The sequence below is a fragment of the Pseudomonas sp. HY7a-MNA-CIBAN-0227 genome, from assembly GCF_040310325.1.
Classification (GTDB): domain Bacteria; phylum Pseudomonadota; class Gammaproteobacteria; order Pseudomonadales; family Pseudomonadaceae; genus Aquipseudomonas.
Genome location: NZ_JBEOPT010000002.1, coordinates 470,125 through 494,680 on the forward strand (window position 1 = coordinate 470,125; position 24,556 = coordinate 494,680).

At 37.7% G+C, this 24,556-nt stretch carries 28 protein-coding genes; 4 read left to right on the top strand and 24 right to left on the bottom strand.

The genetic code is table 11. The features are described 5' to 3' along the window. Nucleotides 1-15 precede the first annotated feature (15 nt). The 5 genes from AAEZ06_RS05390 to AAEZ06_RS05410 all read right to left on the bottom strand — a co-directional run bounded on the left by AAEZ06_RS05390 (nucleotide 16) and on the right by AAEZ06_RS05410 (nucleotide 5,442). On the bottom strand, nucleotides 16-1,611 hold the full coding sequence (locus AAEZ06_RS05390; RefSeq protein ID WP_350613248.1) for an A1S_2505 family phage non-structural protein: 1,596 nt from the start codon (nucleotides 1,609-1,611) through the stop codon (nucleotides 16-18). A gap of 106 nt (nucleotides 1,612-1,717) precedes the next feature. After that, nucleotides 1,718-2,722 (bottom strand): hypothetical protein, encoded by a 1,005-nt coding sequence (locus AAEZ06_RS05395; protein ID WP_350613250.1) that lies wholly within the window; start codon nucleotides 2,720-2,722, stop codon nucleotides 1,718-1,720. A 69-nt stretch (nucleotides 2,723-2,791) separates the two neighbouring features. Continuing rightward, nucleotides 2,792-3,739, bottom strand: a complete 948-nt coding sequence (locus tag AAEZ06_RS05400; RefSeq protein WP_350613252.1) for a DNA-methyltransferase — start codon at nucleotides 3,737-3,739, stop codon at nucleotides 2,792-2,794. A gap of 74 nt (nucleotides 3,740-3,813) precedes the next feature. After that, nucleotides 3,814-4,119 (bottom strand): hypothetical protein, encoded by a 306-nt coding sequence (locus AAEZ06_RS05405; RefSeq protein ID WP_350613254.1) that lies wholly within the window; start codon nucleotides 4,117-4,119, stop codon nucleotides 3,814-3,816. Between the two features lie 567 nt (nucleotides 4,120-4,686). Then, nucleotides 4,687-5,442 (bottom strand): hypothetical protein, encoded by a 756-nt coding sequence (locus AAEZ06_RS05410; protein WP_350613256.1) that lies wholly within the window; start codon nucleotides 5,440-5,442, stop codon nucleotides 4,687-4,689. Between the two features lie 124 nt (nucleotides 5,443-5,566). Here AAEZ06_RS05410 and AAEZ06_RS05415 point away from each other — a divergent pair, with 124 nt between their 5' ends. Together AAEZ06_RS05415 and AAEZ06_RS05420 are read left to right on the top strand one after the other, a co-directional pair. Next, a complete protein-coding gene (locus tag AAEZ06_RS05415) occupies nucleotides 5,567-6,043 on the top strand; it encodes a hypothetical protein (protein WP_350613258.1) in 477 nt (158 codons plus the stop codon). Nucleotides 6,044-6,092: 49 nt separating this feature from the next. Beyond that, a complete protein-coding gene (locus AAEZ06_RS05420; protein WP_350613260.1) occupies nucleotides 6,093-6,425 on the top strand; it encodes a hypothetical protein in 333 nt (110 codons plus the stop codon). Nucleotides 6,426-6,636: 211 nt separating this feature from the next. Here the strand turns inward: AAEZ06_RS05420 and AAEZ06_RS05425 are convergent, their stop codons facing one another. From AAEZ06_RS05425 to AAEZ06_RS05455, 7 genes are all read right to left on the bottom strand, one after another. Further along, complete coding sequence (locus AAEZ06_RS05425) at nucleotides 6,637-7,893, bottom strand: hypothetical protein (RefSeq protein ID WP_350613262.1); 1,257 nt, start codon at nucleotides 7,891-7,893, stop codon at nucleotides 6,637-6,639. Nucleotides 7,894-8,085: 192 nt separating this feature from the next. Then, nucleotides 8,086-8,682 (bottom strand): hypothetical protein, encoded by a 597-nt coding sequence (locus AAEZ06_RS05430; RefSeq protein WP_350613264.1) that lies wholly within the window; start codon nucleotides 8,680-8,682, stop codon nucleotides 8,086-8,088. A gap of 896 nt (nucleotides 8,683-9,578) precedes the next feature. Then, nucleotides 9,579-10,235: a hypothetical protein gene (locus AAEZ06_RS05435; RefSeq protein WP_350613266.1), complete on the bottom strand. Its 657-nt coding sequence runs from the start codon at nucleotides 10,233-10,235 to the stop codon at nucleotides 9,579-9,581. Between the two features lie 112 nt (nucleotides 10,236-10,347). After that, nucleotides 10,348-10,905, bottom strand: coding sequence for a hypothetical protein (locus AAEZ06_RS05440; RefSeq protein ID WP_350613268.1), 558 nt, complete (start codon nucleotides 10,903-10,905; stop codon nucleotides 10,348-10,350). A 130-nt stretch (nucleotides 10,906-11,035) separates the two neighbouring features. Further along, nucleotides 11,036-11,650: a hypothetical protein gene (locus AAEZ06_RS05445; RefSeq protein ID WP_350613270.1), complete on the bottom strand. Its 615-nt coding sequence runs from the start codon at nucleotides 11,648-11,650 to the stop codon at nucleotides 11,036-11,038. 140 nt (nucleotides 11,651-11,790) lie between these two features. Further along, nucleotides 11,791-12,186, bottom strand: a complete 396-nt coding sequence (locus AAEZ06_RS05450; protein WP_350613272.1) for a hypothetical protein — start codon at nucleotides 12,184-12,186, stop codon at nucleotides 11,791-11,793. Nucleotides 12,187-12,681: 495 nt separating this feature from the next. Beyond that, nucleotides 12,682-13,323, bottom strand: a complete 642-nt coding sequence (locus tag AAEZ06_RS05455) for a hypothetical protein (protein ID WP_350613274.1) — start codon at nucleotides 13,321-13,323, stop codon at nucleotides 12,682-12,684. A 180-nt stretch (nucleotides 13,324-13,503) separates the two neighbouring features. On the opposite strand from AAEZ06_RS05455, the gene AAEZ06_RS05460 reads away from it, so the two are divergent. Next, nucleotides 13,504-14,601, top strand: coding sequence for a hypothetical protein (locus tag AAEZ06_RS05460; RefSeq protein WP_350613276.1), 1,098 nt, complete (start codon nucleotides 13,504-13,506; stop codon nucleotides 14,599-14,601). Nucleotides 14,602-14,621: 20 nt separating this feature from the next. Here AAEZ06_RS05460 and AAEZ06_RS05465 read toward each other — a convergent pair whose 3' ends face one another. The 12 genes from AAEZ06_RS05465 to AAEZ06_RS05520 all read right to left on the bottom strand — a co-directional run bounded on the left by AAEZ06_RS05465 (nucleotide 14,622) and on the right by AAEZ06_RS05520 (nucleotide 23,309). Then, nucleotides 14,622-14,921: a hypothetical protein gene (locus tag AAEZ06_RS05465; RefSeq protein ID WP_350613278.1), complete on the bottom strand. Its 300-nt coding sequence runs from the start codon at nucleotides 14,919-14,921 to the stop codon at nucleotides 14,622-14,624. Between the two features lie 45 nt (nucleotides 14,922-14,966). Beyond that, nucleotides 14,967-15,221: a hypothetical protein gene (locus AAEZ06_RS05470; RefSeq protein WP_350613280.1), complete on the bottom strand. Its 255-nt coding sequence runs from the start codon at nucleotides 15,219-15,221 to the stop codon at nucleotides 14,967-14,969. A gap of 101 nt (nucleotides 15,222-15,322) precedes the next feature. Further along, complete coding sequence (locus AAEZ06_RS05475; protein ID WP_350613282.1) at nucleotides 15,323-17,581, bottom strand: hypothetical protein; 2,259 nt, start codon at nucleotides 17,579-17,581, stop codon at nucleotides 15,323-15,325. After that, nucleotides 17,578-18,438: a hypothetical protein gene (locus AAEZ06_RS05480; protein WP_350613284.1), complete on the bottom strand. Its 861-nt coding sequence runs from the start codon at nucleotides 18,436-18,438 to the stop codon at nucleotides 17,578-17,580. Before AAEZ06_RS05480 ends, AAEZ06_RS05475 begins: the two co-directional genes overlap by 4 nt. 137 nt (nucleotides 18,439-18,575) lie before the next feature. Beyond that, nucleotides 18,576-19,091, bottom strand: coding sequence for a hypothetical protein (locus AAEZ06_RS05485; protein WP_350613286.1), 516 nt, complete (start codon nucleotides 19,089-19,091; stop codon nucleotides 18,576-18,578). Then, on the bottom strand, nucleotides 19,088-19,570 hold the full coding sequence (locus AAEZ06_RS05490; RefSeq protein WP_350613287.1) for a hypothetical protein: 483 nt from the start codon (nucleotides 19,568-19,570) through the stop codon (nucleotides 19,088-19,090). Before AAEZ06_RS05490 ends, AAEZ06_RS05485 begins: the two co-directional genes overlap by 4 nt. Nucleotides 19,571-19,984: 414 nt before the next feature. Then, complete coding sequence (locus tag AAEZ06_RS05495) at nucleotides 19,985-20,512, bottom strand: hypothetical protein (protein WP_350613288.1); 528 nt, start codon at nucleotides 20,510-20,512, stop codon at nucleotides 19,985-19,987. Between the two features lie 118 nt (nucleotides 20,513-20,630). After that, nucleotides 20,631-21,293: a hypothetical protein gene (locus AAEZ06_RS05500; protein ID WP_350613289.1), complete on the bottom strand. Its 663-nt coding sequence runs from the start codon at nucleotides 21,291-21,293 to the stop codon at nucleotides 20,631-20,633. After that, a complete protein-coding gene (locus AAEZ06_RS05505) occupies nucleotides 21,274-21,960 on the bottom strand; it encodes a hypothetical protein (protein WP_350613290.1) in 687 nt (228 codons plus the stop codon). The genes AAEZ06_RS05500 and AAEZ06_RS05505 overlap by 20 nt, the downstream gene beginning before the upstream one ends. Continuing rightward, nucleotides 21,947-22,300: a hypothetical protein gene (locus AAEZ06_RS05510; RefSeq protein ID WP_350613291.1), complete on the bottom strand. Its 354-nt coding sequence runs from the start codon at nucleotides 22,298-22,300 to the stop codon at nucleotides 21,947-21,949. Before AAEZ06_RS05510 ends, AAEZ06_RS05505 begins: the two co-directional genes overlap by 14 nt. 260 nt (nucleotides 22,301-22,560) lie before the next feature. Beyond that, nucleotides 22,561-22,854, bottom strand: a complete 294-nt coding sequence (locus tag AAEZ06_RS05515; protein WP_350613293.1) for a hypothetical protein — start codon at nucleotides 22,852-22,854, stop codon at nucleotides 22,561-22,563. Then, entirely contained in the window at nucleotides 22,851-23,309 is a 459-nt protein-coding gene (locus AAEZ06_RS05520) for a hypothetical protein (protein WP_350613295.1), read from the bottom strand. Before AAEZ06_RS05520 ends, AAEZ06_RS05515 begins: the two co-directional genes overlap by 4 nt. A gap of 921 nt (nucleotides 23,310-24,230) precedes the next feature. Between AAEZ06_RS05520 and AAEZ06_RS05525 the strand changes: the two genes are divergently transcribed. Continuing rightward, nucleotides 24,231-24,554: a hypothetical protein gene (locus AAEZ06_RS05525; protein ID WP_350613297.1), complete on the top strand. Its 324-nt coding sequence runs from the start codon at nucleotides 24,231-24,233 to the stop codon at nucleotides 24,552-24,554. Nucleotides 24,555-24,556: the final 2 nt, after the last annotated feature.

The window sequence follows — 24,556 nt, forward strand, 5'->3', positions numbered from 1 at the left end:
ATCCTCTTGGTTAGATTATCTTGGTTTATGAGTTGTCTTCTTTTTAGCTACTGGTGGTTCCACTTCCACTTCCACTTCCATTTCTTGTTCTTCTTCAATACGCTCTTTGTAAGTTTTGGTGCATTCATCTATGTAGGGCATTTCAGCGACTTGGAATAGATACTCATTGTTAGGAATACCATCAAGCTCTGGCACGTCTTCACCTTCTTTGTAGTGCTTTATGAAGCCTGTTCTGTCAGCTAGATACAAATCACCCTCATCAGTCCTATACAGGCTTACATCAAGCGGTGGTATGATCATCATATCCATGTCTGTGATGTTTAGCTTCATAGAGATATTCGGATCAAGCTTAAACATTTCCTCCATACTATTATCCATGCGATGATTTTTAAATTTGAAGTTGTCAGCTATTGCAAAGCGTTCTTCGGGTGAAAATAGTTCTTTGTCGCTTAACTTCATGAATACGTTTTGTAACGCCGCTGTTTTTACCAATATTTCTTGGTCTGGTGAAGAAAATGCTAATCCTGTCGCTTGTATCAAAGCACTACGCTCATAGAATATTTCAGCAAAAGCTTCTTTAAAGCCTTCGATATTCTTTGTCTCTGGTAATCTTTCATGGATTAAATCAATGGGTGAGCTATAACCAGTTCTCAATTTGAAAACCGCGTCCACTTTATGCTTGTCCATTACGTTATAAACGTCTTCTGTGTTGTCAGGGAATTTTTTATCTACAAAGTCATGAAAGTTCCCTGTGTTGTCAGTGCTTAATACTAGCTCTGCTTTGTTGGTTTTCTTGTCCACAACAATTGCATTGGCTGTTCCGTCAAAGGCTACTGCTACATATCCGTTGATTGTGGGTGTGCTCACTACATGAGAAATTGTCATCAATGAGTTAATATTTGTTTTCATTGATAGTCCATGTGCTGGATCTAATCCTAAGTAACTGTCTACATGATAAGCCGATCCTTTCTTTTCAATATTATCCAGCGAATCAAAAACGTCTTGGCCGATTTCATCGAGTATCTTTGCATTGTTAAGAAAAGTGACCAGCTTCTTAAATTCTTCTATGTCGTTGTTTTTTGCTTCACTCATTACTACTCCTTTTTCATTGGTTGATTTGTTTTGTTGTTCAAGATAACTTTTTGCTAATGGCTTGAAAGAGTTGTGTAAGATAACGTTGTCTGGAACGCTGCCATCATTCATAAATAGCTCAAACATTTCTTCACTGGTGTAGCCATTCAAACTCTTTTTCGATGATCCGTTCGGCCATGTTTCATTCTTGTAAGCCATTATGAAAAACTTATCTGGGTGTTGCTTCGCACACTGGTAAAGCTCTTTAACGTTCTCGCTGATCTGTTCTGCCGATAAGCTCTTGTAGCCTTCAGTGGCATACGTTATGCCAGTCGCTTGTTCGTGGTATCCCGCTTTAAGGTTCTTGGTGATGAGTGCGTATGTCTGGCCCTGCAAGCCACGTCCTACGCCGTATTTCGCACCAAATTCTACTGCTGCCTTGGCTGCCCCAGCACCATGAATGCCACTCGGATTTGAGCCGAAAACAAACACCTGATTGTCTTTTAATTCTTTAATTGTTTCTCCACTCCAAAACCTCATTTAATCACCTGAATATTTTTATCCTTCTTATTGTTATAACATATTATAATGCTATTTCAATGATCGTTAAAAAAGCCCTTGATAGGCTTCTTTATTTGACCTCGACTTACCTACCCGGTTTGAGGGTTCTAGTCTTTTTGACTTCGGGTTCTGGTTTATCATTCTCCACATGTTTTTCTTCTATTGTAAAGCCATCAGCTACTAAGCCCATTCTAAAAGCTTGGAGAATATCTTTACCTGCGGTAGCCTCAGTTCCTTTGAAGGTAAAGTCATCACCTTCTTCAACAAATTTGAAACTGCTCTTTGCCATTATTCCTTTGCCGTTACGTTCGTGATAGAAAATATTGCCGTCTACTTCCATGATAAACGAACGATCCGATGAGTAATCGCTATCTTCAACTATTATGTGGCTTGTTTCATCAGACGAATCTAGTAGGTATCTTACTGCGTTGTGGTGTGATGCTCTTGATAAGTCAGCGTCTGACATTGCTCGTAGATGGTCTAACTTGTATTCTTTGTACTCTTCGTCGCTGTGAAAGTAGTTTATATCGGCTATTTTATAATAGTGTGCAGATTCTTCAAATCCACGTTCTGGCTGTATTTTATCGAAATGTACCTGCTCGTGGCGTAGTGCGATTTGATCCGCTAAATTGTAGAGTGGGCTGGTTGTATCAAACTCCCCTGATTCCAGCTTCAATATTCTAAAACTACCGTCAGTTGTCACGATATGGTATTCACCATCATTGGAAATTACTAGACTGCCTTTTATTTCAGGGCTGTGATATATTTCAAACTCAATATATAATTTATCGCAATTATCATTTGTCGCGAATTCATAGTCTCCAGCGTACTTAGCGATCTGGCTATAGTTCTGTTTATCCAGTTCGTAAGCGGTCAATATGTAACTTGATGACTGATTTAGGTCATATGAATAAGTTTCGTAAACGGCCTCATCAAAATCTGCTATTTTAGATCCGTCCTCATTATAGTAATCATGCTTGTTGATATATTCACTAGCTACTATCTTTTCAGCTTCTCCGCTGATTAGTGCCAGTGCTATATCTCTCACTTCTTTTGCTTTAGGTAAAGAGCTTTCTGGTATTTTATTCATGTAATGTTTCTCCATATATGTAGGTTTGTTATTATTGTTATAACATATTATAATACTAAGTCAATTTGCTCACATTGAAGTGGCAAATGTTTCAAAAATATCGGATGTAGTTTGTTTTGCACGATTCTCGATTTCCGTTACATCATAATGTTTTGCCGCTGGTTTAGACTTATCCTTGAGGTTTGTTTTGAGATTGTATTTCTTCACCATTTCATCAACGATCTGCCGTGCTCGCTTGCTGACTGGGTGGTTGCTGTCTGCATAGCTATCGTTCACGGCCACTCCTGCAGGCTTGGCAACCACTCCAAACACGTCAATGAACGCTGCCTTATAGAGAGCTGGGCTTTTCTCAAAGCCAATTGCTTTCCGGCCCATAGCGGCTGCAATGCGTAGGGTGGTACCCGATCCGGCGAATGGGTCTAGCACTACGTCGCCCGGTTCACTGTGACGCTCGATCAACGGCTCAATCATCCAGTTGTATTTCTGGCAAGGGTGGATGCGTTTACGGCTACGGGATTCACCGTTAGAGCCTGAAAACACCTGTTTCATTTCCGATTGGCTGATGAAATTCAATTTGCAATCGTTGGATTTGGAAATCCAAATCGCTTCTTCCATGCACGATCTGTAATTGTTTTTCGCATAATGTGTTGTTGGGTTTGTCTTTTGGAAATACAGCTTGTTTTTTAGGATCAAGCCGAAATCCTTTTGAAGAAGATAACCAATGGTGCTGGCAAAATTACGGTCAAGAAAAACAATCATGCTACCATCGTCTTTCAAAACCCTTTGCATTTCAGCAAAGAATGGTTTCAACCAATCGTAATATTCTTCAAAAGAATTCCACTCGTCTTGGAAGTCAGATCCCCACGCTTTTTTGGTGGAAATACATTTTCCATTCTGGACGGTCATTTTGTTCAGTTCAGCGATGTTGTACGGCGGGTCGGTGACAATCAGGTCTACGGACTTGTCTTTGAGTTTTTGCATACCTTGAATTGAGCACTGGTTTTTGAAAGTAATCATGATATTTAGTTTTCCTTTTGATTTGGTAAGCGTAATCGCTTCCTCTTATGGCTAATGGTGGTTTGTGGTAATGCTTAAATGGCACGTTCAAACGTTGATTTGTTTAGACTCTTGATAAAGTCGTTATAAACAAACTTGGCATAGCCAGTCATCTTGTAGATGACGGATACAGTCGGTTCCAGCTTGAAGACCTTACCGTTACTGATAAGGAATTTTTCAACAGCACCTTTATAAGTGATGGTCACGTACTGCAGCGACGTGGTGTAAAAGATCATGTCTACAAAGTAGTTGTTCTTTTTGTGTATAAGGCCGGTGCCGTGCTGTTCTTTGATGGCTTTCACTGCGGATTCGACCAATTCACGTTTCTGTTCAGTGTTCATAATGTCTTCCTTTTGTATAGGGCGTAGGTTGATTAGTGAAAAGCTTTAAGGTTGTATTTCTTGGTAATCTCTTTAAGTATTTCGTTTTTACGTTTGTTGATGATTTGTGCGTTAGTCATTTGTTTGGTTTTCATGTTTTGTTTCTCCGTTGTCGTTTTGATGTGGCCCATAATATCGAATGAAAAAAAATAAACAATACCCCTAAAACCCATATAAACAGGTTAAACAAAAACCTTAATTTTGATTTGGTCGTATTGGTATAGGCGGGTGAAAAAACTGATTTTTGATGGTGTATTGGGTAGTTCTTGGATGACCAGAAATCCGGGGCCAAATGGAAAACCTTATTTTTGATTTCCACCTGATCTAATGTTTTCGGGGTGTTGATGAAAAAACTGGTTTTTGCCGGCCTAAAATTATTTTCAGATATTTTTGAAAAGCCGATCAACGGTAGTGGTTTTGCCTGAGATATTCAGTAGGGAAGGGTGAAAGCGGATCGCTGAACCTTTCGGGTCGCTGGTTAATCAGTCAGGATTAGTCATTAGAAAAGGAAAAAGCCCTGATGGGCCTTTATTTTGTTGTATTGATAAAGCTTTCATTTTTAAATAGTTCTGTCCAGTTGTAGTTACACTGACTACCGCCGACCGTAGAGTAAAGGGTTCCAAAATAGTAGTCGGTATAACCCGTGTCTATCATCGCTTTCATCCTATCCGCACAACTGTTTGTTGACGCATATATTTTATATCCTTTATATAAGCCTTGGTAGTTTCCTCTCGGTGCAAAGGAAACGTTTGAGTATATAGGATTTATTTTAATGGCGTTCATCATCAAGTTATATTGTTTCAGATAGCTTTCGCCAGATGATGCATTATAGTTTATGTTATAGGTGAATTTGAAAGTCGGTGTTATTCCGGCTTTTCCGAGTGCTAAAACCAAATTGACGTATTCATGCAAATAGCGTGTGTGTGTTGCGTTTAATTCTACCTTCGATAAATCGACTGCACACTGACCATTCTCATATTCTTTAACTGCGGCGTCGTTAGTGAATCCGAAATCACCAACGATTTCACTTATCTGGTTATAGCAATCGCCCTTCAGCTCTTCCTCAGTCGGTTCAGGTTCTACAGGTTGCGTAGGTGTAGTGGGTTCTACCGGGTCCACCGGATTGGGTGGTGTGACGCTCTGGTCTGGCGTGAATACGATAGATCCACCGGGTAGAGATCCGCTTGTACCTTTGTACTGCTCTAATGGATAGTAAGCATAGAACGCTGCTTGTGCCTCGATGCTTATTGTTGCGAGCATTAACGCTAATATTGTTTTCTTCATAATATTCGTTGGTTGTTATATACAATACATTATATCATGAATATGATTATTAACAAATCATCTGCATAAATTGACTTCGTATTATAATATGTTATATTTTAAGTAAGTAAACTTTGAGTTAAACATGATAATTAAGGATTTTGAATATTACAAGAAAGAGCTTGAATGCATCATCGCTGATGATATTGATAGCTTAAAGAGAGATTTTAAGATGGGCGACTTCGATTCAATTGGTGAGTTCATTACTCATCGTTTCGCTGGGTCGGATGTTTCATCAAGCGGATACGCAATAAACAAAGCCTATGATACTGAATTAGCCGTTATTGATGACGCTTATATCGTTTTCTATCGTGATGCTAATACGCAATATATTGTTGGTAAAGATGGTGATTATTTGCTTATGCATGATGGTGTGATTGAATTGGTGGCTGAAAACAACGTTGATAATGATCTATACATTCAAGCGTGCATCAGCCCTGAATTCGTTGAGAATGAATTCTTCATGAGAGCTGGTGAAATTGAAAGTCGAGTTGCTGATAATTTCTATACCGTTACGAACGGTGATATTAAGCCAGCTCGAAAATCAGGATACAAACCTTAAGGGGTATTTTGGGTAAAGCCTTTAAACTAAACAACAACAGGAGAATTAAATGAAAAACAAAATTATGTCATTGGCGGTGTTAGCCATATTAACCGCTTCGATGTCATCAATGAGCTTTGCTGCAACAGAAACCATGTCTGATGCCGAATGCAATGCGTCCAAAGCTAAATTGGAGACTGTATTGAATCAGGCTCATGCGGAAAACAAATTCAAGAATATATCTGTCCGTTCGGAGAAGCAAAAAAGCGGGTGCATGGCTTCGTATGTTTATAAGGTGGATACTGAGAAAGAAATGAGCGAGCTTCATTTGAGTTTTGTAAAATATCTCAACGAGAAAACTGATTTAAATCTCTCAAATTATGGACAATTCACTAAAATATAATTTTTTTATAGAAAGAATAAAAACCGCCGATAAGGTGGTTTTGTTTTGATCGTCTTTGAAAGTTAGGTGCTGGATCTGGGTAGTCGCTACTCATGGTTCACCAGACACTGCAAGATGATGCAGATCCGGGCTTCCTGTGCGTGTTTGATGTAGTGGGGTAGACGTGCATAGAGTGGCGTAGATCGTTGCCATTGCGGGGTTCTGGTATGGTCTACTTCATCCTGTTGTGCAAGCCTGCTCTGTCATGCATGTGCGTCTCTATTGAATTTCCCTTTTGATAGCCTAATGCAAGTGCTCTAAATGTCCTTGTGTCGAATCTAAAGTCTTTGGATATTACTACATTATCATTCCCGAAGTTAATCATTTCAAATAACGTTAGATGATTGCCTTCAAGACAGTCCGCATTGATTTCAATTTCTACACCAGCGAAGGTAATAGTTTCGCCATCTATGAGGTTATACTTATCGAATTTTGAGACTTCTTGGCTACGCTCATCAATGATTATATGAATCAACTCAGATTTACCTTTTATAAGCACTTCGCACGGCTGAGCTTCAAAGAATCTTTCGTTGCTATCGGTGTAAGCGATAATTGCTACTGTGGGTAAAGTCTTTCTTTTGATGTGTGGAATATCAGTGTAGTAGCCACTCATGAATTTAGTCCATTCTCTGTCGCTTAGGTTGGCTATATTCAAGATTACTGAATACATATAGGATACGTTGAACTTCCACGTTATATCCTCTTTGAAGTGATTCCATCTGGTTGTGCTTATTAGCTCTATACATTCTCCGACGGATTTATTTAATTTTGTTTCAAATTCATATTTTGTGTGATTGTCGGATATTGCTGCAGTAGAAGATTTCTTGTCTAATCCTGTTTCGTAAAATTCATTCTGGGATTCATCTAATTCTGCGGTTATCTTAAAGTATTCCCTTTCGATTTCATTTCTCACTTTGTATAACGAGTGTTTTGCTATGTGCTTTTCTAAATTATTATCTGTGTCAAATATAAAACGTTCAAACTTCACAAGAAATGACATATCGTAGTTAGCGTATTTGCAGTGAGATAGATCTGCACCTTTCTCGGCATTCTCCACTTCAAGGAACGCTTTAACGGTGTGCATTGATATTGCTGTAATGTAAAACTCATCGGCTTCATACGGCCCTGCGTTATCGCCATGATTCCATTCCTTTTCTATCGCGTCGATAACGTTTTTCGTAAACAGGTTGAAAATGCGGTGTTCAGGTTGAACAATCTCGATTACCGATTCAGCGTAGGTGTATACGTTTGATTTTGTTTTCAACGCTGGATTGACTTGACTTAATCTGTCAAAAACCTCTTTCTTTAAGATTAAAATCATTTCTTCTGGTCTTGCGGTTTCCAGACTTGCGGCTAGTTCTGTTTCGAGTATTTCAAAGCATTTTGCGTATGAAGTGTTCTGCTTGTATTTTAATAAGATGTTTTCCATTTGATTTACGATTATGATTAATTACATCTTATCATTAATTTGCACATAGTCAAATGCAGTGGTCGAATATATTTATTAAACATGCATGGTTAATAATGGTTAATGGCTTAGTCGTGGTAAGATTTATAAAAATGGTTAGTGGCTAACCATCAGTGGTTATGCAACAAAAAACAGGCTCCTGCCTGTTCGTTGTTAACCTAGTGATTTGAAGGTTCTTGTCTCTGGTGTGAGGTTGAACTTGAACCATGCGAAATCTACGGTTCCGCCCATTGGTTTCTCAATGTATTCTTCATCTACTGATGTGAACTCATCAGCCTTATACATAGAAGGGCGTCTAGAACAAACGTTGATGCTGGAGCAATTGTTGTTCATCAATTCTTTTCTTCTTTTGCTCGCCCAAAAGCTCAATTTCTCAAATACCCATATGTCAAAGTTTTTATTATGAATTTTTGAAAGCTCCAAGCATTTATTTATAAATTCCACTGAAAGCAAAAAGGGTGGGTTCATGATGAATCCATCAATCATTGAGTAGTCAACGTAATCACTGTTTAAGAAATCTATGCCTCCAGTGCCGTAGATATTGTTGTGTGTATTTTCTCTTAAATCAGTTCCTATGGTATCAATACCATGTGCATTTAATATCTTTGGAATCTGCCCGCGACCTACACATGGGTCATAGTAAATGAAGTCTTTATTTAGTTCTGGAGTTACCCATTTAATCACTGTTGATGGTGTTTCATAAAAGTCTGCCCCTGTTCTTTGAGCTTGGTCTAATTGTTTTGTAATCACTCCTTGGCCTATCAGTTGTTATTACTAACATTATACCATATTGTAATAATAATTCAAATTCAAAAATATCAGCATTAAATGTTTATTATATTAAAACGCTTTTAATCACCAGAAGCTTTTGATGTTGTTTTGAGTGATGCCTACCCATGCGTGGTTAGCCGTGGTTAATGCTGTATACAGGCGGGTTTGTGCTCGATCTGGGTAGTCGCTAACCATAGATGGATAGACACTCCGTAACGCTGCAGATCGGGGCTTCCTGAGCGTGTTCTATCTGGTAGCAGTCAATGGGTAGGAGAGCGTAGAGCGTTGCCCTTGCGGGCTTCTGGGTGGTTAGAGCTGGGTTTGTGTAGTTGTAGTGGTGGGTCGGTGCTGTGTGGTAGACTGGTCGCAAGTTAGAGCCAGTGGCTCAAAGCTTCCAAGTATCCTTGCCAGCCGTTCAGCGGTTGCTGCAAGTTCAAGCCCGATCTTTATGGTCGGGTTTTTTTATGGGCAAAATAAAACCGCCTGAGCGGTTCTAGTTGGAAAGCTGGTCTTTATTTTTTAAGTTTAAACCGTTGTTCTCTTTCTTGTATCTCAATACTATTTTTAAATAGTGCATGGAGAATCCAGCACAAATAAACGCAGCCATGAAAAGATATATTGAAGGGGCGTAATTATGTCCAATCCAGTGATTCCTAACATGGCCATATATAATAAATTGAGTAGTTTCATCTGCTGTCGGCAGAATTAATATGCTGAATAGGATGTGACATATAATCGATTTGATTTTCAGTTTCGTAATGCTGTTTTGTGTGTGTTTGGTCGGCATAGTAATTATAGCTGTTATCTAATTTAATTATACCATATATTTTAGATAATAAAAGGTCATGAAAAAACCGCCTGAGCGGTTTAATGAGTTAGTTCATGTCTGGTAAGTCGAAAATCTCTAATATCTTCTCATGACTGATTATGCCAGTGCTTGAATGGTATTTTTCTCTCGCTATATCGTTGTTAATCAATACTAAATTCTTTCCGATGTCGCCCGCCGTAATGACTGAGGTGTAAAATTCAATATCATTTTCCATTCTTAATTTATCTGGATTGTTGAAGCCATTGTCTTCGCAAAAACCACTTGTATTGTATTTCAAGCATAGTTCTTTGCTAAAGTAATTTTCACTCTTGCTAAAACGCATGAAATTGATTTCGGTGTTGGTTTTTTTGTATTGAAACAATTCATACATGTAGTCTTTTTTAGCTTCTACGGGCCATTTAAAAATGTCTCTTGTAGCTGATTCGATGTCATCCCTGACTTTAGCTTGGTTGATAACATATTTATTTATATTGGCAGTCAATGCAGCCATGCGACTGTCAATGATAGATTCCTTGGAAGAAACTTGGTTGGATGCGACATCTTTGTCAACGCCGACGATACCATTAGCATTTTTTACGAGCTGGTTAGTAGTCTGAATTGCGGCTATAGCTCCTATGAACGTACATAATAATATCGATACGTATTTAAATAATAGGAATGAGACGGTTTTGAATATTTGTGTTTTTGTTTTATTTAATATCATGATGGTATTTATTGTTTACTTATACTTATCATACCACCTGCAAATTATAATTCAATAGCGTATGTGATATATATTTTAAACAGACAAAACAAAACCGCCTTAGCGGTTTGTTTTACATTCTTGATAGCTTATCCTCTTCAAATTGCTTGAAGAATCCATATGTAACATCGAATTGCCCGCCATAACCTTTTTTTATTTCAATGCTGATAGGCTCTCTGCCAAACTCTTCCTTAAAATCCTTTACACGCTCCTTTTCTGCGGCAATTCTTTGTTCTTCGCCTGCAAGCCATTTGGCTCTTTCGTCATTCTTCCCTACCATGTAGGCATTAAAAATATCGGGTCTTTCTACGCCGTTAATTAATGTTCTTGAATATTTGATAGCGGATAAGTAGCAGTCATATTCGTTATATTTTTCTTTACAGTCCGCATATAGGCTGTACGCTTGGTTGTGTTCAATGAATAATCTAATATTCGTGTTGCCTCCTTCGGCCTTGAAACTCATCTTATCAAGAAATGTTATCTTGTCGATTCTTATATCAAGGTGGTTTTCTGTTAAATATTTCTCTTTGTAGTCAATGTTGAATGATGAAAAGAATTGTGGTGCAGCTATCCATGCTGTTATTGTTATAAGAAAAGCAAGTAAAATATTTAGTTTTTGATCATTGGTCATAATTTCCTCTTTTGTAAGTTCTTATACTTATCATACCACCTGCAAATTATAATTCAATAGTGGTTAACATATATATTTTAGTCTAGAAAAAACAAAACCGCCTGAGCGGTTGATTCTTTGTTTCCATGTATCAATATTTTATTAAAAAATCAAAAGCTCCATTTGCAAATGAGTAACCTAAGTAGATTGGTGTAAACACAAAAACAAAAATGACAGCCCAGCCAAAAAAGTTTAGAAATAACTTCTTTGCTGATTGTAATAACCCCTTGTTGCACTTGTTTTTATATGAGTTCTTGGTCTTGTTTTCAATGGTTACAAGCTTTATGTAAAGTTCTTTGGGGATCTCTACAAACTTGTAGCCAATATTCTTCATGGCTAGCTCTTCCACCTTTTTGTAGTCAACCACCTTGTAGTCATAGCTTGATTTGTCGTAGATTCCAACAAGATCGTATTCTCGATATTTTGAAAGCTCATTAACCGTATCTGTTAGGCGGGCAATGATGCTCATTAAGTCATGTCTATATGCGAAGTCATTGTTCGTTGATGACAGGATTTCTAGCTTTTCATTAATCGTTCTGTTTATTGTTTTAATGGCCTTCCCAGCATAGCTAACAAGTGACTCATGTAAGTAATCGTTAATGCTTCCGTTGTATATAAATAAAAGTTCACCTTCTTTTATTTCGTCGGTGTCGAGCACCATATAAAATTTCTTTGTAGTGACGTTGAATTTGTTTTTGAAATTCATTATTCCTCTTTTTTAAGTTCTTATACTTATCATACCACCTGCAAATTGTAATTCAATAGTAAGATTAAAAAATAATTTATCCAGACAAAACAAAACCGCCTGAGCGGTTATTTTAAAAAATGATCTGTCTTTTCTGGTTATCAAAGTCGGTGATACCGCTTGAAATCAAAAATTTCACTAGGAGTCAAGCGGCCAGCCGCTATAAGCGTTTCTCCTTCAAAGTTAACTGATATTTCAAATACTCCGCATGACTTCGCTTTCTTTCGAAAGAATCTGCGTGTCTTATCTTTTATAAAAGCCGAATATGCTATTGTTATACCTTGGCGATTACTTCCTATGTAACCAAGATGCAATCTTGTGAACACATTTCCATTTTCTATGAAAGATCTCATTTCTGAATCAATATTGCTGTTGATTAGTGATATGACATTATCTTTTCTATCGTCATCTGTTGCGAAGTGGTCAAGTATGTATATCGAAATGTCTGCTTTGAATTTTTCTATTGTTTCTTGTTCTATATTGTTTAGGTTGTTCATGTTTAATCCGTTGTTATCTGATCACATTATAACATGAATTATATATATTTAAAGTATGTGCATGAAAAAACCGCTTGAGCGGTTTGATTTACTTGCTTATTGATTCGTCGCGGGTAAGTTTAATGGATGCTCTATTAGCTTTCTGTATCTTTTGCTGTAGATTACCATCAGCGAGGCGAATATTATTGTCGGAAAAAATAAACAAGGGGTAAATATATAATTTCTGATGCTGTATGGATCATCACTCCCCATACCGATAAGCGTCATTTCTACTACTTGTGGCAGTGAGCACAATGCAAATGCTACGGAACTTGCTATCATTTTGTTTATATTATTGGATGCTTCCTTATCTATTTGTGAATATATCATTATAGTTGCCGATGTTGTTTAATTCATTATATCATTAATATGTTTATTTTCAATGGTATGTTGAAGTAGAGTTGTTGATGTCTGTTCCCAGCAAAGTAACATTGAAAAATGAAACCGCCTGAGCGGTTATTCTTTGACTTTCTTACAGATTAGCCCGTCATCGTTTTCTATGCAGGAGTAGAGCTTTGTTTTCCTGTTTTCGGCTTCCAATCTCTTTTCTTCTTCCATTCTTTGTTGTTCGGCTTCCCTCTTAATCTTTTCAAGTGCTCTGTCATTTTCGGATACAGCATGGCTCAAAAATATGTCGAAGCTGGCTGAATTGACAATGCCTTTGGCATAAAGCTTGTCATACTCCAAAAACGCTTGATAACACAATGATGGGCTGTTAACCAATTTGCAATGTAAGAAAATGTATTTTAGCTCCGGTCTTTCATGTAGTGCAGCGAACTCATACATGGTCTTTTCATCTATCTTATTGAGATAGTATATTATATGTTCTCGTTTTCTTCCTTTTAAGATATTTTCGATGGCAATGACTTTAAAATTAATTGCATAGTAGCTGATTTTGTCAATTGTATCGATTTCAGTATCAAAGCTATACGGATCGTCCCCGTGTCTTTCAGCCAGCCTTGTATAGCTATCTAGATTTGCAGATAGGACCAACGATGCTGCCATTAATACAATAAACATGGCGAGACAAGCGATAATCCACAAGTAAGTTACAACAGCCTTAATCGATTTTTTAAGTGTTAAATAATTTATTCCCATTTTTATTCTTCTGTTAGTTCTTCTATTTATCATACCATCTGCAAATTTAAATTCAATAGGCTTATTAAAATTATACTTACACTAATTTAAACTATTTCAAGTTATTTGCATGTCTTGTATTGATTTTGTATTATAATACTTTATAATATTAGTAAGAGAATAAAAAAAGCGGAGAATACAATGAAATTTGAAGATAATATAGAAAATAGCTTTGCCAAGGCAATAAGAAATGATAACTTTTCAGTTAACATGCAAGCTTTAAAGATGGCTTCCAATGCAAGGGCAGAAGGAAGTGAAATCGACTTCGTTAAAATCATTGATGAGAATGAAATCAGTGACAGACTCGCGGATTTATTGATCTTTGCTCCATTCGATGACCACGCTAACTTTGGTCTGTATCAGGGCGGTCACATCGCTTGCAGACATTTCTATGAAATTGCTATCGCGAAACCAAAATCACCAGATGATGAAAACTATGTAGGACAAGAAGAAAGATGGGCCATACTTGAAAACATTGATGGCTATATGAGCAACATCAACGGCGTTTCTGGTAATTTAAAAGCAAGACATGATTTGAATATCTCCAAAACTCAGTATGAAATGTATAACAAGATGCTTGAAGCTGATGCCTTTGACATTTCAATTGCTTTATCCATCCACAAAATATCCGTCTTGCTCGATCAATTGAGTCCAGAATACGTGAAGAACTTCATGACAAATGAAGACGTAAAAGCTATCGTTACCACGCTCGATGATGAAATTTGTGAAGACATTGTTTACAGTGAATTGGAAAGAGAAGTCGGCAGATTCGTTAAAGCTAAAAGATTATCCAACAAAAAAGCACCAGTGTTGTTTAGTGTGATGACCACGTATGCCAACGCAATTGCGAACGGTGAGACTGAACAAGAAATCTTACAGCACCTCAATGACAGCAACCTCATTGACAAAGCGGCAGTTGATAGATACTCGACTGCACTTGAAGCAAAGAGCAAAGTCGTTGTGTTCGCCATTGCACAAACGGTTACACCAGATAAGCCATTTAAAGCCCTTGCTGAACGTATAGATGAAAGTGTATTGACCGATGGTGAAAAGACTTATTTCACTGAATTGTTAGAGTCTGGTGCGGCTACACACGATGAAGTTGAATATATCAAAGAAATGCTTGATAAGAAAAACGTCTCTGATGAAGAATCTAAGTTGATGGATGAGTTTGACAGAATGTATGAAGATGAAATTGAAGGCGTTAGAAAGAAAAAGTTTGGATTGAAAACAAGATAAGAAAGCCCGTAGGGGCTTTTTTAGTCAACTTGTATTGCTGTGATAACTGACAGTAAGAACAAATATACTGAAAAGAATGGGTTGATGCTTAAAGAAATGGCAAATGCCGTAGCAGACAAAAAGAACATGGTCTTTTTCAGTAAAGCCATCGGGTTGATAGGGTAAAAGATGTTCTTCAAAGTTTCGTTGAAGCTCAGGTATTCTTCTGGTTCAGCTTCGCTCAGTTTTAAAAATTCATTTTCTTTCAGTATAAACGCCGCTATTTCTTTCGCGTCATAGTTGAGTATGGATTCTACTTCCTTTCGTTTCTTGATAATCATAATGTGTTACGGTGGTTATTATTACCATTTTATCATATATTTGAATTATTTCAATTTCTCATTGACGATATAGTAAGCAATCAATGAGCTTGCTATGAATGAAAGTATGTGAATGTTTTCGAGTAGAGAAGGGGATAAGCCTTTTGTGATTCCTGCTATTAATGCTAAATCCATAAAGAATGAATCAAGCGTCATCATAAAAAGGAAAATGAAATAAGATATAGTCGCTATGATGGCTAGGCTGAAAACCATATCGGTTAGATTTAGCGATTCTTGGGTTGCTTTTTGTGTTCTGCTCATGGCAATACTCGTTGTTGGTATATTTATCATACCACCTGCATATTATAAATCAATATTGAATAAAAAATAAATATAACTAAAGACGCTTTCGCGTCTTTCGGTTATTTAAGCTTTGTTTTCTTGATTTTCTCCAGAATAGCTTTTGCTTCTTCTGTTAACTCTTCTGGCTTTGGTATCACTATTGATGGGACATCCTTTTTCAACTGTGCAACAAAGTCATCATACTTTTCCGGGGCTTCATTTCTGATCGTCCTCAACATCAGATCTCGATGCTGCTCCAGATCTCGGTCATAGCACCTGCTGCGGTCGTCCTTGTGTGTGCGTGGTGGGTTCATCACCAGATCGGTATCAACACCCATCTTGAATGCGTCCACGTAAGCAAGGGCCAATGCACGGCGGTCTACGTCATTCTCTACTGCCTTATAGTAGTTGAGGCTCACACGCTTCTTACTGGCCTTACGTTCTGCGGGTGTCATCGCTGCATAACGCTCGAGGTTGCGTCTGTTCTGTCCACGATTGGCAATCAGTCTGTCATTCACCTTCTTGTCGAACTGCTCCTGCATGGCCGGGGAGGGTGTGTGGTTGGTCACTACAAAGCCCATAAGCTTGGCTTCTAACCACATTTTGTCCTTGAACTCTTCGGATTCACTTTTGATTGAGATAGCCAATTTGTAGCCAGCTTTCTTATCTTCATCACTGAGTTGATTCATAGCAGCATACGCTTGTAATGCTGATTTTATGCTGGATGGATTGTTTTGAAATACTGACACAAAACCATCTTCTTTAATCTCAAACATTTTTCGATTGTTATATTTGCTATAACCCACCATGTCATCATCTTTGAAATACACGGCGGTTAAGAATGTCAGCTTGTTGTTTTTTGAAAGAATCAACCTTTCTTGGAATTCAGGTAAGGTTTCGTCATCAGCTTTCAACCATTTCATCCACTGCACGAAATCGTTCTTTTTCTCTTTGTATGACTTTATGACCTTAACCATGTTACCGGATTCATCAATTTTATACACGTCACCATTGATAATCATTTGTTGGTTCCCATCAACTGCTATGTATCTTTCACTCTTAAAATCTTTCGCCTTCTTCACTATTCGTTCAACGGATTTCTTAGTGACTGTGTAATTGTTATGATCAAAATGCAGTAATCCACCTTTCAAATCAATGTGCCTTGTAATGTCCTGCTTGTTCTTGTTGGGTAATGTGAACGTGAATCCATTTATTTCACCTTCTTTAAGAAATGGTGTGGCAATAATACCTTTTGCTAACAAAGCTTCTGTCAATGATTCCAACGGCTGGCCTTCGAATTTCTTGAAAATAGAATTCATTTGTGTGTGCAATTCATAGAATGTGCCGTATTTAGCACCATCTATTTTAGGATAGCTTTCTTCAAATCTTTTCTGACCAAAATACAGGCGAAGCTCATTCAGTGTGTCTTTGCTGAATGCGGGTATATCACTGCGGTATGTTTCGCCCTGATAGTTAACCTCAATATACTTGATTCCTCTGCCTTGGCTTATAGGTTCTAATTGAATCCCAGCGGCCTTGAATGCTTCGTGCATGAGCGTCGGTTTGTTCTTATTTTCGTCAATAATCTTATCTATCAAGTTTGTTACCGATAAAACCTGTTGTTCAGGAATCAATGCACCTTTCTTTTCCCAAGCTTCCGTGCGGGTTTTAAGGAGATAGCTGAACTGTGGTAGATTCTCCATTTCCTGATGTATACGGCCTAATTTCTTAATTCCACAATCTGGCCCTAAACGTAAGGGATAACCTTTGTAATCGTAGTAGCCGATCAAAATGTGCATGTCTGGCATGAGCTTGCCGGGTCTTTTCGGGTCATGTTTAAAGTGTGGCTTCATGTAGTAGTCGTTGCTGATTTCCTTTTTTCCGGTCAATTTCTTGATGATGTGTTCAGCTTGTTCATACATGCGTTCTGCCCATGCGTCTAAATCACCTGCATCCAGTCCTTCAAATTCTTCATGCGTATTTGCCAAAATAATTTCCTGAAATATCGGATCTGGTTTTGACTTATGAGACTTCTTCGGTTGTAGACTTGATAAATACTTTTGTCTTTCAGTAAATTCTACCGCTGATGTATGCGAATAATCCAAAAGGTCTTGATGATAATTTGGTGTGCCATAGACAGGCAACGGTGTATTCAAGAAATTGGACTTTGAGTATTTGGTTCTGATCTCAGGTTCGATGACATCATGGTCATCCTTCGGGCCTGCAAGGTATTTTATGTATTCTTCCGCTGACTGCAAATCATGGGTGTAAGTGCCCTTGGTCGCAACCATGACGCCATCTGCAAGCTTAGTTTTCCCGTTGGGTATAATTACGTTCATATTGCTCCATCAGTAATGTTTAATTTCTTCAGTTCTATATAAAAGCGTTGCAAAACTTCAAATAGATCCTTTGGTTTGAATTCTCCACCAGCGGCTAATGCCTTGTTGAAGTCGGCTATACCCTCGTTGTAATCGCTACCGATTTTGTAAATTGAATCAATATCATCAGTTGAAATGTCATAGCCTGAAACGTATTGTTCAGCGTCATAGATGATTTTCAATATGGCGGCGGTGTCGTTAGGTCGTTTCTTCGCATTGTCTATATCGTTTGAATAGGATCGTGCTTCAAAGAATTCGTAAGCTTTTGTTTTCAATGTGTCGTAAGCATTCTGGCTGAGTTCAAGCTTCAATCTTCTTCCACGCAATGCTCCACGCTCACTTTTTCTATTTACTTTGGAAAATCTATCCAGCGTTGATAATCTCTTCTTGGTTAATATGAATGTCGCACTGCTTTCAGCGTGCTTGCCCAACTGTTTATTAATGATTGGATTGATTACATCGTCAATCTTAGTGATAAGACCTTCTAATAAAACGACCGGATCATAAGTGTGGTTGTTAATAAATATCTTGGAGCCTAAAAGGGAAGTCGTAGACTGCTTACTTTTGACGTATTCAATTAAATTCTTGGCCTGTGTTACGTTCGATCTCAAACGTTGTTGAACGCCTTGAAATCTGTTCATGTCTATCACGACTGATTCACCAGTTCTAACCATGCTCCCAGTGCTGATGCAATCGACTACAAATTGATGCACTGGCTTGCGGTAAAGCTTTGCCAATGTCTTTAAATGCTCAATGACTTCCGGGCTGTAATTTCTGGTGACTGAAATAGTCTTTGGTTTGTAGATCTTGGTCTTCATTCGTTTTTATGTTGTTAATCTGGCTGAGTGGTGGAAATCCACGCACTCAATAGTGTTTCAGGTAAATCGATAGAGCGAGTAATATATAGAACATGACTAACAGCGTAGGTAAAAAGTATCGTGTTTTGCTTACGACTTTAATCAGCCTTCTCATTGCCTTCTTCCTTCAATTTCTTTTTCAACTTTGCAACAAACTTCACGTAGTTAATGTTTTTATCCTTTGTTTTTTCGTCCAGTATCAAGTCTATCAAGAGGTCTGGATTGGCGATGATTTCGGCTTTAAACTTAGCTCTGTCTACCTCGGTTGCTTTCTTCACTTTCTCTTCTTCAATCTCTTTCGAGATAGTCAGCAATCGCTTCTTAAAAGCCTCCTTGAACGCTGTGAGAGCCGCTATATCATTCACTATCAATGATCTATGACTACCCGCCTTAACAAGCTGTGCTTCCACCTCAGATGCTTTTGCTTCGTTCGGTTTCAATCCGTGGCGTAGGATGCCCACATCTGCGGCCCGCTTCTCCATCAAGTGTTCATGTTTCTTGAGGTTGGCTTGAAGGTCGGTGATACGTTTTTCTATGCGGGTAAGTTCCTTATCCGTGATGGCAAAGGTAAGTTCTTCTCCCATGCTTTTTAGGTGGATTTTTTCTTCTCTCATTTCATTTCCTCATTATTTTTGATTTGTCTTTGTTTAACCATATTCCCAAAGTGACATACTGTGTCCTGTATATTTCCATTTAAGTGAGATTTATGCTCAACTGAATTTTCTGAATCGATATTATCGTAGTGTTCATTTATACATTTAACATTCATTTTATGCTGTCTGATGTCGTTCTTGAAATCAGATACGGCATCAAGAACACTAAAGACTCCAGTAATGCCAATGAATATCAAGGACATGTGCATGAGGATAACTTTCATTAAATTGTCGTCTGGATTGACTGCTGTACCTGCGTAGAATAAAAATATTGCTATGATAGCAACCATAGAATATTGCCCAACTACGTCTCTTAAGTTTATAGCGGTTGTTGTTTTAAACTGGGCGTCATTAAATTCTAAAGATTTGTTTCTGCTGACCTCTATTTCTTCTTTGTTCCTATCTGGCCCGCTGTAGAATATTGCAATATTTGACTTCATAGTGTCTCCTGTTCTGTCGATTGGTTAAGTTGTGACATGTCATAGATGATGCTGACATTTTGAGCGGTCAATTGATCGTGTTCTGTTATGCATTTTGCTCGGATGTATGCGATTCCATAGACTGCTGTAATACAGATGGCTGGAACAAACATGAGATAGTGCAAGCCAGTGTGTGCCCATAGGAATAAGCACAATGACATGAAGGCGATTGAAGCGATTTGATATGCGAAGATTTTGTGTAGCTCTACTATCCTTTCTTTGACTATCAGGTCTAACGTGTCTTTATAGATTGTTGTCATTTTATAAATTGAAGTTATCTACTATTATAATACCATATTATAAATTATATTCAATAAGCGTAAGATGACTTAATTGCAATCGTATTAAATGAAAAAGAGCCGTGAAGGCTCTTGTTCATTTTTTTGCTTTCAATATTTTGCTTACGGTTTGGATGTTCAGTTTGTAGGTTTTGACTAGCTCTTCAACGGTGGCACCTGCAACATATGAAGCTACCATTTCGATATTTCTTTTTGATAAAACTGCGTCCTTTAAGAAACGTTCAATGTAGGCATAATCATAGTCTGCCTCATATTCTGCATGTATATCGCAAATGGCTTTTCCAGCAACATAATAAAGCTCTAAAATCCTTTTACCTTTGTGCTTTGTTAATCCTGACCAGTCTGAATTTCTTTCATTTCGCATGATGAATCTTCTAAATTTATGCTTTGTAAGATTGTGTTTGTTCATGATGTATGTATTTGGGAATCCTCTGTAACAATCTTGCAAAATAATTTTGTCTTTCAATATGTATCGATCCTCTTTTTCTAGATTGTTGTCAGCCCTGAACTTGTCAAATTCCTTCTTCGTCAAGTTGTATTTTTTCATAAGTTCCTTGTGGCTAATGTCGCTCATGAAGTCTTTTAGTAGATCGTCTTTGTTCATATTATTCTCCTATTTTGCATATTGTATTAGTATCATTATTGCATTAATATATCTTAATGCAATCCCTCAAATTAATAGAGGTTAAAAATATAAAAACGTCGGCTTGGCTCTCTTTGTTCTAGTAATCCTTGTCTTCTATTTTGTATGTTTCTAAATACTCTTTGAGCTTCTTCTTTTTGAAGGATTCGATTAATAAAGTTGCTGTCGCCATGATAGCTGCAACCCACGTATCAAATACCGTTGCAATTGCTTTACCAGTCGCAATTTCAATCGGTCTGTCTAGTCCGTTAAAGTAAACTGAGACTAATATCGCTGGAACAATACATACAATAACTGGTATGACATAACGCATGAATCTGTTGGTGAGAAATCCATTCTTCACATCAGCTATTAGGTTATTTGCTATCACCATGTTAATAAGTCTTCTTGTGTGAACTGCTAGCATGAAAATTGACAAAGCAGTAACTGTAGAAACTATGGATAAGTGAACCTCTCCGGGTGCTACAGCGAAGATCAATGAAAGTATAAATGCGAAGATTAAGACGTATGGTAAATGGTTGTCATGCTTTGAGGACTTTGATTGAAAAAGCAAAAATAAGTATATGGATGATTGTATTTGTTTAAACTTCCAGTGTGTTGTAGTCTCTCCATTCGCTATCTTGTCAGTAAGATATTTAATATCTTTTCTTTTCAAGTCGCTTGGTAGTTCTTCTATGTAACTTAGGAAGTCACTAGTTTTTGGGTCTTTATTCACTGCTGGTTCATTGTTGGTTTGTGTCATGGCTGTCCTCAGTTGATTGTTGGTAAAATTCGTTCGTGGCGTTTCCTATTTGGTATTGTTTCAACGTTTCAGCTATTAGCATTTCACTAAGTTTTCTAAGTGCAAATGTAGCTAAACAAAAGCTTAATAATATTACCAAATCTATAAATTTTGCCGGGTCATGTTGATGACCATCATACATGCCGTATAGAAAACACATAGGGATTAGGAAAGCTAACGCGGGCATGACATTTCTATAGATAATTGTGGCAACAGACGCTGTTGGTTTCTTGTTCAATAATGCGTAGGCAGCCAATGCGTTTTCGTTGTTCCTAACCGTGCCTGCTAATGCGGCAATCGCCATTCCTAGCGGTAGAAATAAATTGCCTATGCTTAATCCACTTACGCCAAAAGCAAATGAAAATGAAAAAGCTATTGAGCAAAATAACGCTACAAACAAATGGCTGTCATAACCCTTTATGTTCGCTTTCTCTTCGATGTAGACCTTGATGGCGGATTTGATCTTTTTCGACTTAGGCGTGTCCGTGGGTAAGCCGCTGTCAATTCTCTTGCGTAGCCAGTCCATGTCCTTGTTGGTGAGGTTGTCTGGTAGCTTGTTGGTGTAGTCGAATAAACCGTTATACTCTTGTGCAGTTACTTCGTACTGTTCGTTTTTAGGTTCTGTCATGGCTGTCCTCAGTTGGTTGTTCTTGTTTGATTTCTTCTTCTAATCTTTTGATTTCCACTTCAAGCTCTTCAGTCAAGATTTCGACTTGTTTTTCTAGTTTTTCTTGGCAGCCATCCATCTTGCTCCCTATGAAGATAAACAAGTCAAACAATAATCCAGTGATGACACTTGATGAAAAAATAGCTATAAGGTTGTCCGATTGACTAGCCATCGTTTCAGCGATTGTAAGACCTTTGATTTGGTCGCCAACTATCATTGATAAAGTCACAAATGCTAAAAATAATGATACATATTTAACTGCTATTAGTGTTGCGTTTAGATGGTCTTTAATTTTAGTCATGGCTGTCCTCAGTTAGTTGTTGTTCTTTAAGTTCCTGCATAATTCTTTCGATTTCTTTTTTGTTGTGAAAGTGGTTTGGTATTATCAACAGTAGATCGGCCAATAAGACAATTGCTGGAAATGCAAAGTAAATTAACAGTGGTATAGCTCTGTCAGGTTCGTCAATGAAAACGAATGTTAAAAAAAGAACAATGCAAAACCCTGTTAATGTGTAGGCCGGATAGATTGGCGACATCAGGAAATATCGCATGAGGCTGAAATTAATTCTCATGGCTGTCCTCGTTTTTTGTTTCTTTGGCTATGTTCATAAGCTGTTGAATTTGGTCATGTCCTGTCGCTATGGAAGCTAGTTTTTGGTATGCATATAACATCACTGCAAACAATGGCAATGCTAATGCAATCTTTCCAAATACTGGCAATTCTACGAATGGTGTAGGGTCACTGAGCAAGCTTAAAGATATATAAGCTACGTCCATTATTATGCCGAAAACCAATAGTGTGGCTGCTAAGAAATTCCCTTTTAGAGCTTTCGCAAGTTTGTTTTTAGAAATCATTTTGCCTCCTTGGAAAAAATGTATAACTTGCTACCGTTGATTATTTCGCTGGCTAACTTCTCAGTAGCTGGCATTTGTTGTGAAGTACGGTCAGTTTCACTGTCAAATTTTTTGAAATTTTCAATTGTTGTTATAAAACCTAAAAACATATTCAGCGTGATAACTCCAAATACGCAAGCTGACAGATATAATCGAAAGTTCGTGCGAAAATCAACCTCCTGCCAGTGATCTCTAGCAATGTCAAAAAGCATAAATATAATAAACGCTGACAATATAATGGCTGGCTTGGTCGTGATATTTAAGAGAGTGTTCTCTGCTATGATTTTAAAAGATAATTCTTTTGCTTCCGGCCAGCTTATGAAGATGGAAAGTGCAAGTGCTACCATTATTACGCTATGCAGCATAACGAAAAAATGTATAAGTGTTTTGTAGTTTATTTCTTTCTTGTTTGTCATGGCTAATTGTTATGTTGTTATTCTTATCATACCACTTGCAAATTAAAGATCAAGGGGTGCATGTATTATAATGCTATACATATCATTCACCTTGATATTAACGCTATAACTAAAAATTTAAACAACTTAATATTCTTCAAAACAACTGAAAGGCGTTAGAAACACATTCTGGGGATACCCAAGAATGTATCATCTTGCTTAAACGTAAAATCATCTTCTTAGCCCTGTTTTGGGTATTCCAAGTTTAGACCGTGGAAATCTTGGGTATCCCTGTGTTTTGGGTATCCCTTTTTGGTTTTGGGTATCCCTAATAATTTGCGGCAAACAGGTGTTTTGGGTATTCCTGTTTTAAATCTTGGGTATCCCTACAAAAAGAGAGCTGAAAGCAATTGTTTGCTTTTGGAAAAATTGGATACAGAAAATTGAAAACAGAGATGAGATTTCAGGAAATAGATTTCAGCAAAATTGAAAGCTCCACATGGTCTGGTATGGCGGAATCTTCTCGATGCTGGTAGGTGAAGATCTGTGTTGAAGATCACTGCGATAGACAAGCTCATGGGTGTTGGTCATTGACTGGTGTAGCGAGTGCGGGCCAGCCTTGGTGGGGTAGGGTGGTCGTCTCATGAACTCTCGATGGTTGTCATCACACCAGCTCCAAAGCCCTAGGGTGTCGATGCTTGTGGTTGAGCCACAATGCTTGAAGGTTTGAGTCTTTTAAACAGGCTTCTTATTCTGGGTATTTAAAAGCTTGAAATAAGTTTATAGCTCTATATATGTACGTGCAATAAAAATATTTGAAAGGTGTCTTTGCGTTATTAATATGAAGCGGTTTATAAAAGTGGTTGCTCCTGTATTGGTTATCTTGTGTTTGTATTATAATATGATATAATAATATATAGTATAATAATGTTCCGGTGTATAATGCAGCATATAAAAATAACAAAAATGATTGATGGGTTGCGTCTGCAATTTAAGAAGTCATTTCAAGTGAATGACGATGGCAGGGGCCATGTTCTTGATACCGCTTCCATGAGGAAGCTTATCATGCTCATGTTCGTTTTTTCATCGATAGCTTCAATCGCAATAATCAATTTCCTTTCTTACGCTGGCCTTGCAAATGACCTAGCCCATGCGTTGTTCTCATTCGTGATTGCAAACGCATTGATATTGTCATTCATGATTATCAAGGTTTTAGGATTTGGCGGTTTGATGAGAGCAATAAAAAATAAACACAATATTAACTAACA

Bases quoted from the DNA above. Each gene is read 5' to 3' on its own strand.
- AAEZ06_RS05390 (WP_350613248.1), bottom strand. From the start codon at position 1,611: ATGAGGTTTTGGAGTGGAGAAACAATTAAAGAATTAAAAGACAATCAG.
- AAEZ06_RS05395 (WP_350613250.1), bottom strand. From the start codon at position 2,722: ATGAATAAAATACCAGAAAGCTCTTTACCTAAAGCAAAAGAAGTGAGA.
- AAEZ06_RS05400 (WP_350613252.1), bottom strand. From the start codon at position 3,739: ATGATTACTTTCAAAAACCAGTGCTCAATTCAAGGTATGCAAAAACTC.
- AAEZ06_RS05405 (WP_350613254.1), bottom strand. From the start codon at position 4,119: ATGAACACTGAACAGAAACGTGAATTGGTCGAATCCGCAGTGAAAGCC.
- AAEZ06_RS05410 (WP_350613256.1), bottom strand. From the start codon at position 5,442: ATGAAGAAAACAATATTAGCGTTAATGCTCGCAACAATAAGCATCGAG.
- AAEZ06_RS05415 (WP_350613258.1), top strand. From the start codon at position 5,567: ATGATAATTAAGGATTTTGAATATTACAAGAAAGAGCTTGAATGCATC.
- AAEZ06_RS05420 (WP_350613260.1), top strand. From the start codon at position 6,093: ATGAAAAACAAAATTATGTCATTGGCGGTGTTAGCCATATTAACCGCT.
- AAEZ06_RS05425 (WP_350613262.1), bottom strand. From the start codon at position 7,893: ATGGAAAACATCTTATTAAAATACAAGCAGAACACTTCATACGCAAAA.
- AAEZ06_RS05435 (WP_350613266.1), bottom strand. From the start codon at position 10,235: ATGATATTAAATAAAACAAAAACACAAATATTCAAAACCGTCTCATTC.
- AAEZ06_RS05440 (WP_350613268.1), bottom strand. From the start codon at position 10,905: ATGACCAATGATCAAAAACTAAATATTTTACTTGCTTTTCTTATAACA.
- AAEZ06_RS05445 (WP_350613270.1), bottom strand. From the start codon at position 11,650: ATGAATTTCAAAAACAAATTCAACGTCACTACAAAGAAATTTTATATG.
- AAEZ06_RS05450 (WP_350613272.1), bottom strand. From the start codon at position 12,186: ATGAACAACCTAAACAATATAGAACAAGAAACAATAGAAAAATTCAAA.
- AAEZ06_RS05455 (WP_350613274.1), bottom strand. From the start codon at position 13,323: ATGGGAATAAATTATTTAACACTTAAAAAATCGATTAAGGCTGTTGTA.
- AAEZ06_RS05460 (WP_350613276.1), top strand. From the start codon at position 13,504: ATGAAATTTGAAGATAATATAGAAAATAGCTTTGCCAAGGCAATAAGA.
- AAEZ06_RS05465 (WP_350613278.1), bottom strand. From the start codon at position 14,921: ATGATTATCAAGAAACGAAAGGAAGTAGAATCCATACTCAACTATGAC.
- AAEZ06_RS05470 (WP_350613280.1), bottom strand. From the start codon at position 15,221: ATGAGCAGAACACAAAAAGCAACCCAAGAATCGCTAAATCTAACCGAT.
- AAEZ06_RS05475 (WP_350613282.1), bottom strand. From the start codon at position 17,581: ATGAACGTAATTATACCCAACGGGAAAACTAAGCTTGCAGATGGCGTC.
- AAEZ06_RS05480 (WP_350613284.1), bottom strand. From the start codon at position 18,438: ATGAAGACCAAGATCTACAAACCAAAGACTATTTCAGTCACCAGAAAT.
- AAEZ06_RS05485 (WP_350613286.1), bottom strand. From the start codon at position 19,091: ATGAGAGAAGAAAAAATCCACCTAAAAAGCATGGGAGAAGAACTTACC.
- AAEZ06_RS05490 (WP_350613287.1), bottom strand. From the start codon at position 19,570: ATGAAGTCAAATATTGCAATATTCTACAGCGGGCCAGATAGGAACAAA.
- AAEZ06_RS05495 (WP_350613288.1), bottom strand. From the start codon at position 20,512: ATGAACAAAGACGATCTACTAAAAGACTTCATGAGCGACATTAGCCAC.
- AAEZ06_RS05500 (WP_350613289.1), bottom strand. From the start codon at position 21,293: ATGACACAAACCAACAATGAACCAGCAGTGAATAAAGACCCAAAAACT.
- AAEZ06_RS05505 (WP_350613290.1), bottom strand. From the start codon at position 21,960: ATGACAGAACCTAAAAACGAACAGTACGAAGTAACTGCACAAGAGTAT.
- AAEZ06_RS05510 (WP_350613291.1), bottom strand. From the start codon at position 22,300: ATGACTAAAATTAAAGACCATCTAAACGCAACACTAATAGCAGTTAAA.
- AAEZ06_RS05515 (WP_350613293.1), bottom strand. From the start codon at position 22,854: ATGATTTCTAAAAACAAACTTGCGAAAGCTCTAAAAGGGAATTTCTTA.
- AAEZ06_RS05520 (WP_350613295.1), bottom strand. From the start codon at position 23,309: ATGACAAACAAGAAAGAAATAAACTACAAAACACTTATACATTTTTTC.
- AAEZ06_RS05525 (WP_350613297.1), top strand. From the start codon at position 24,231: ATGCAGCATATAAAAATAACAAAAATGATTGATGGGTTGCGTCTGCAA.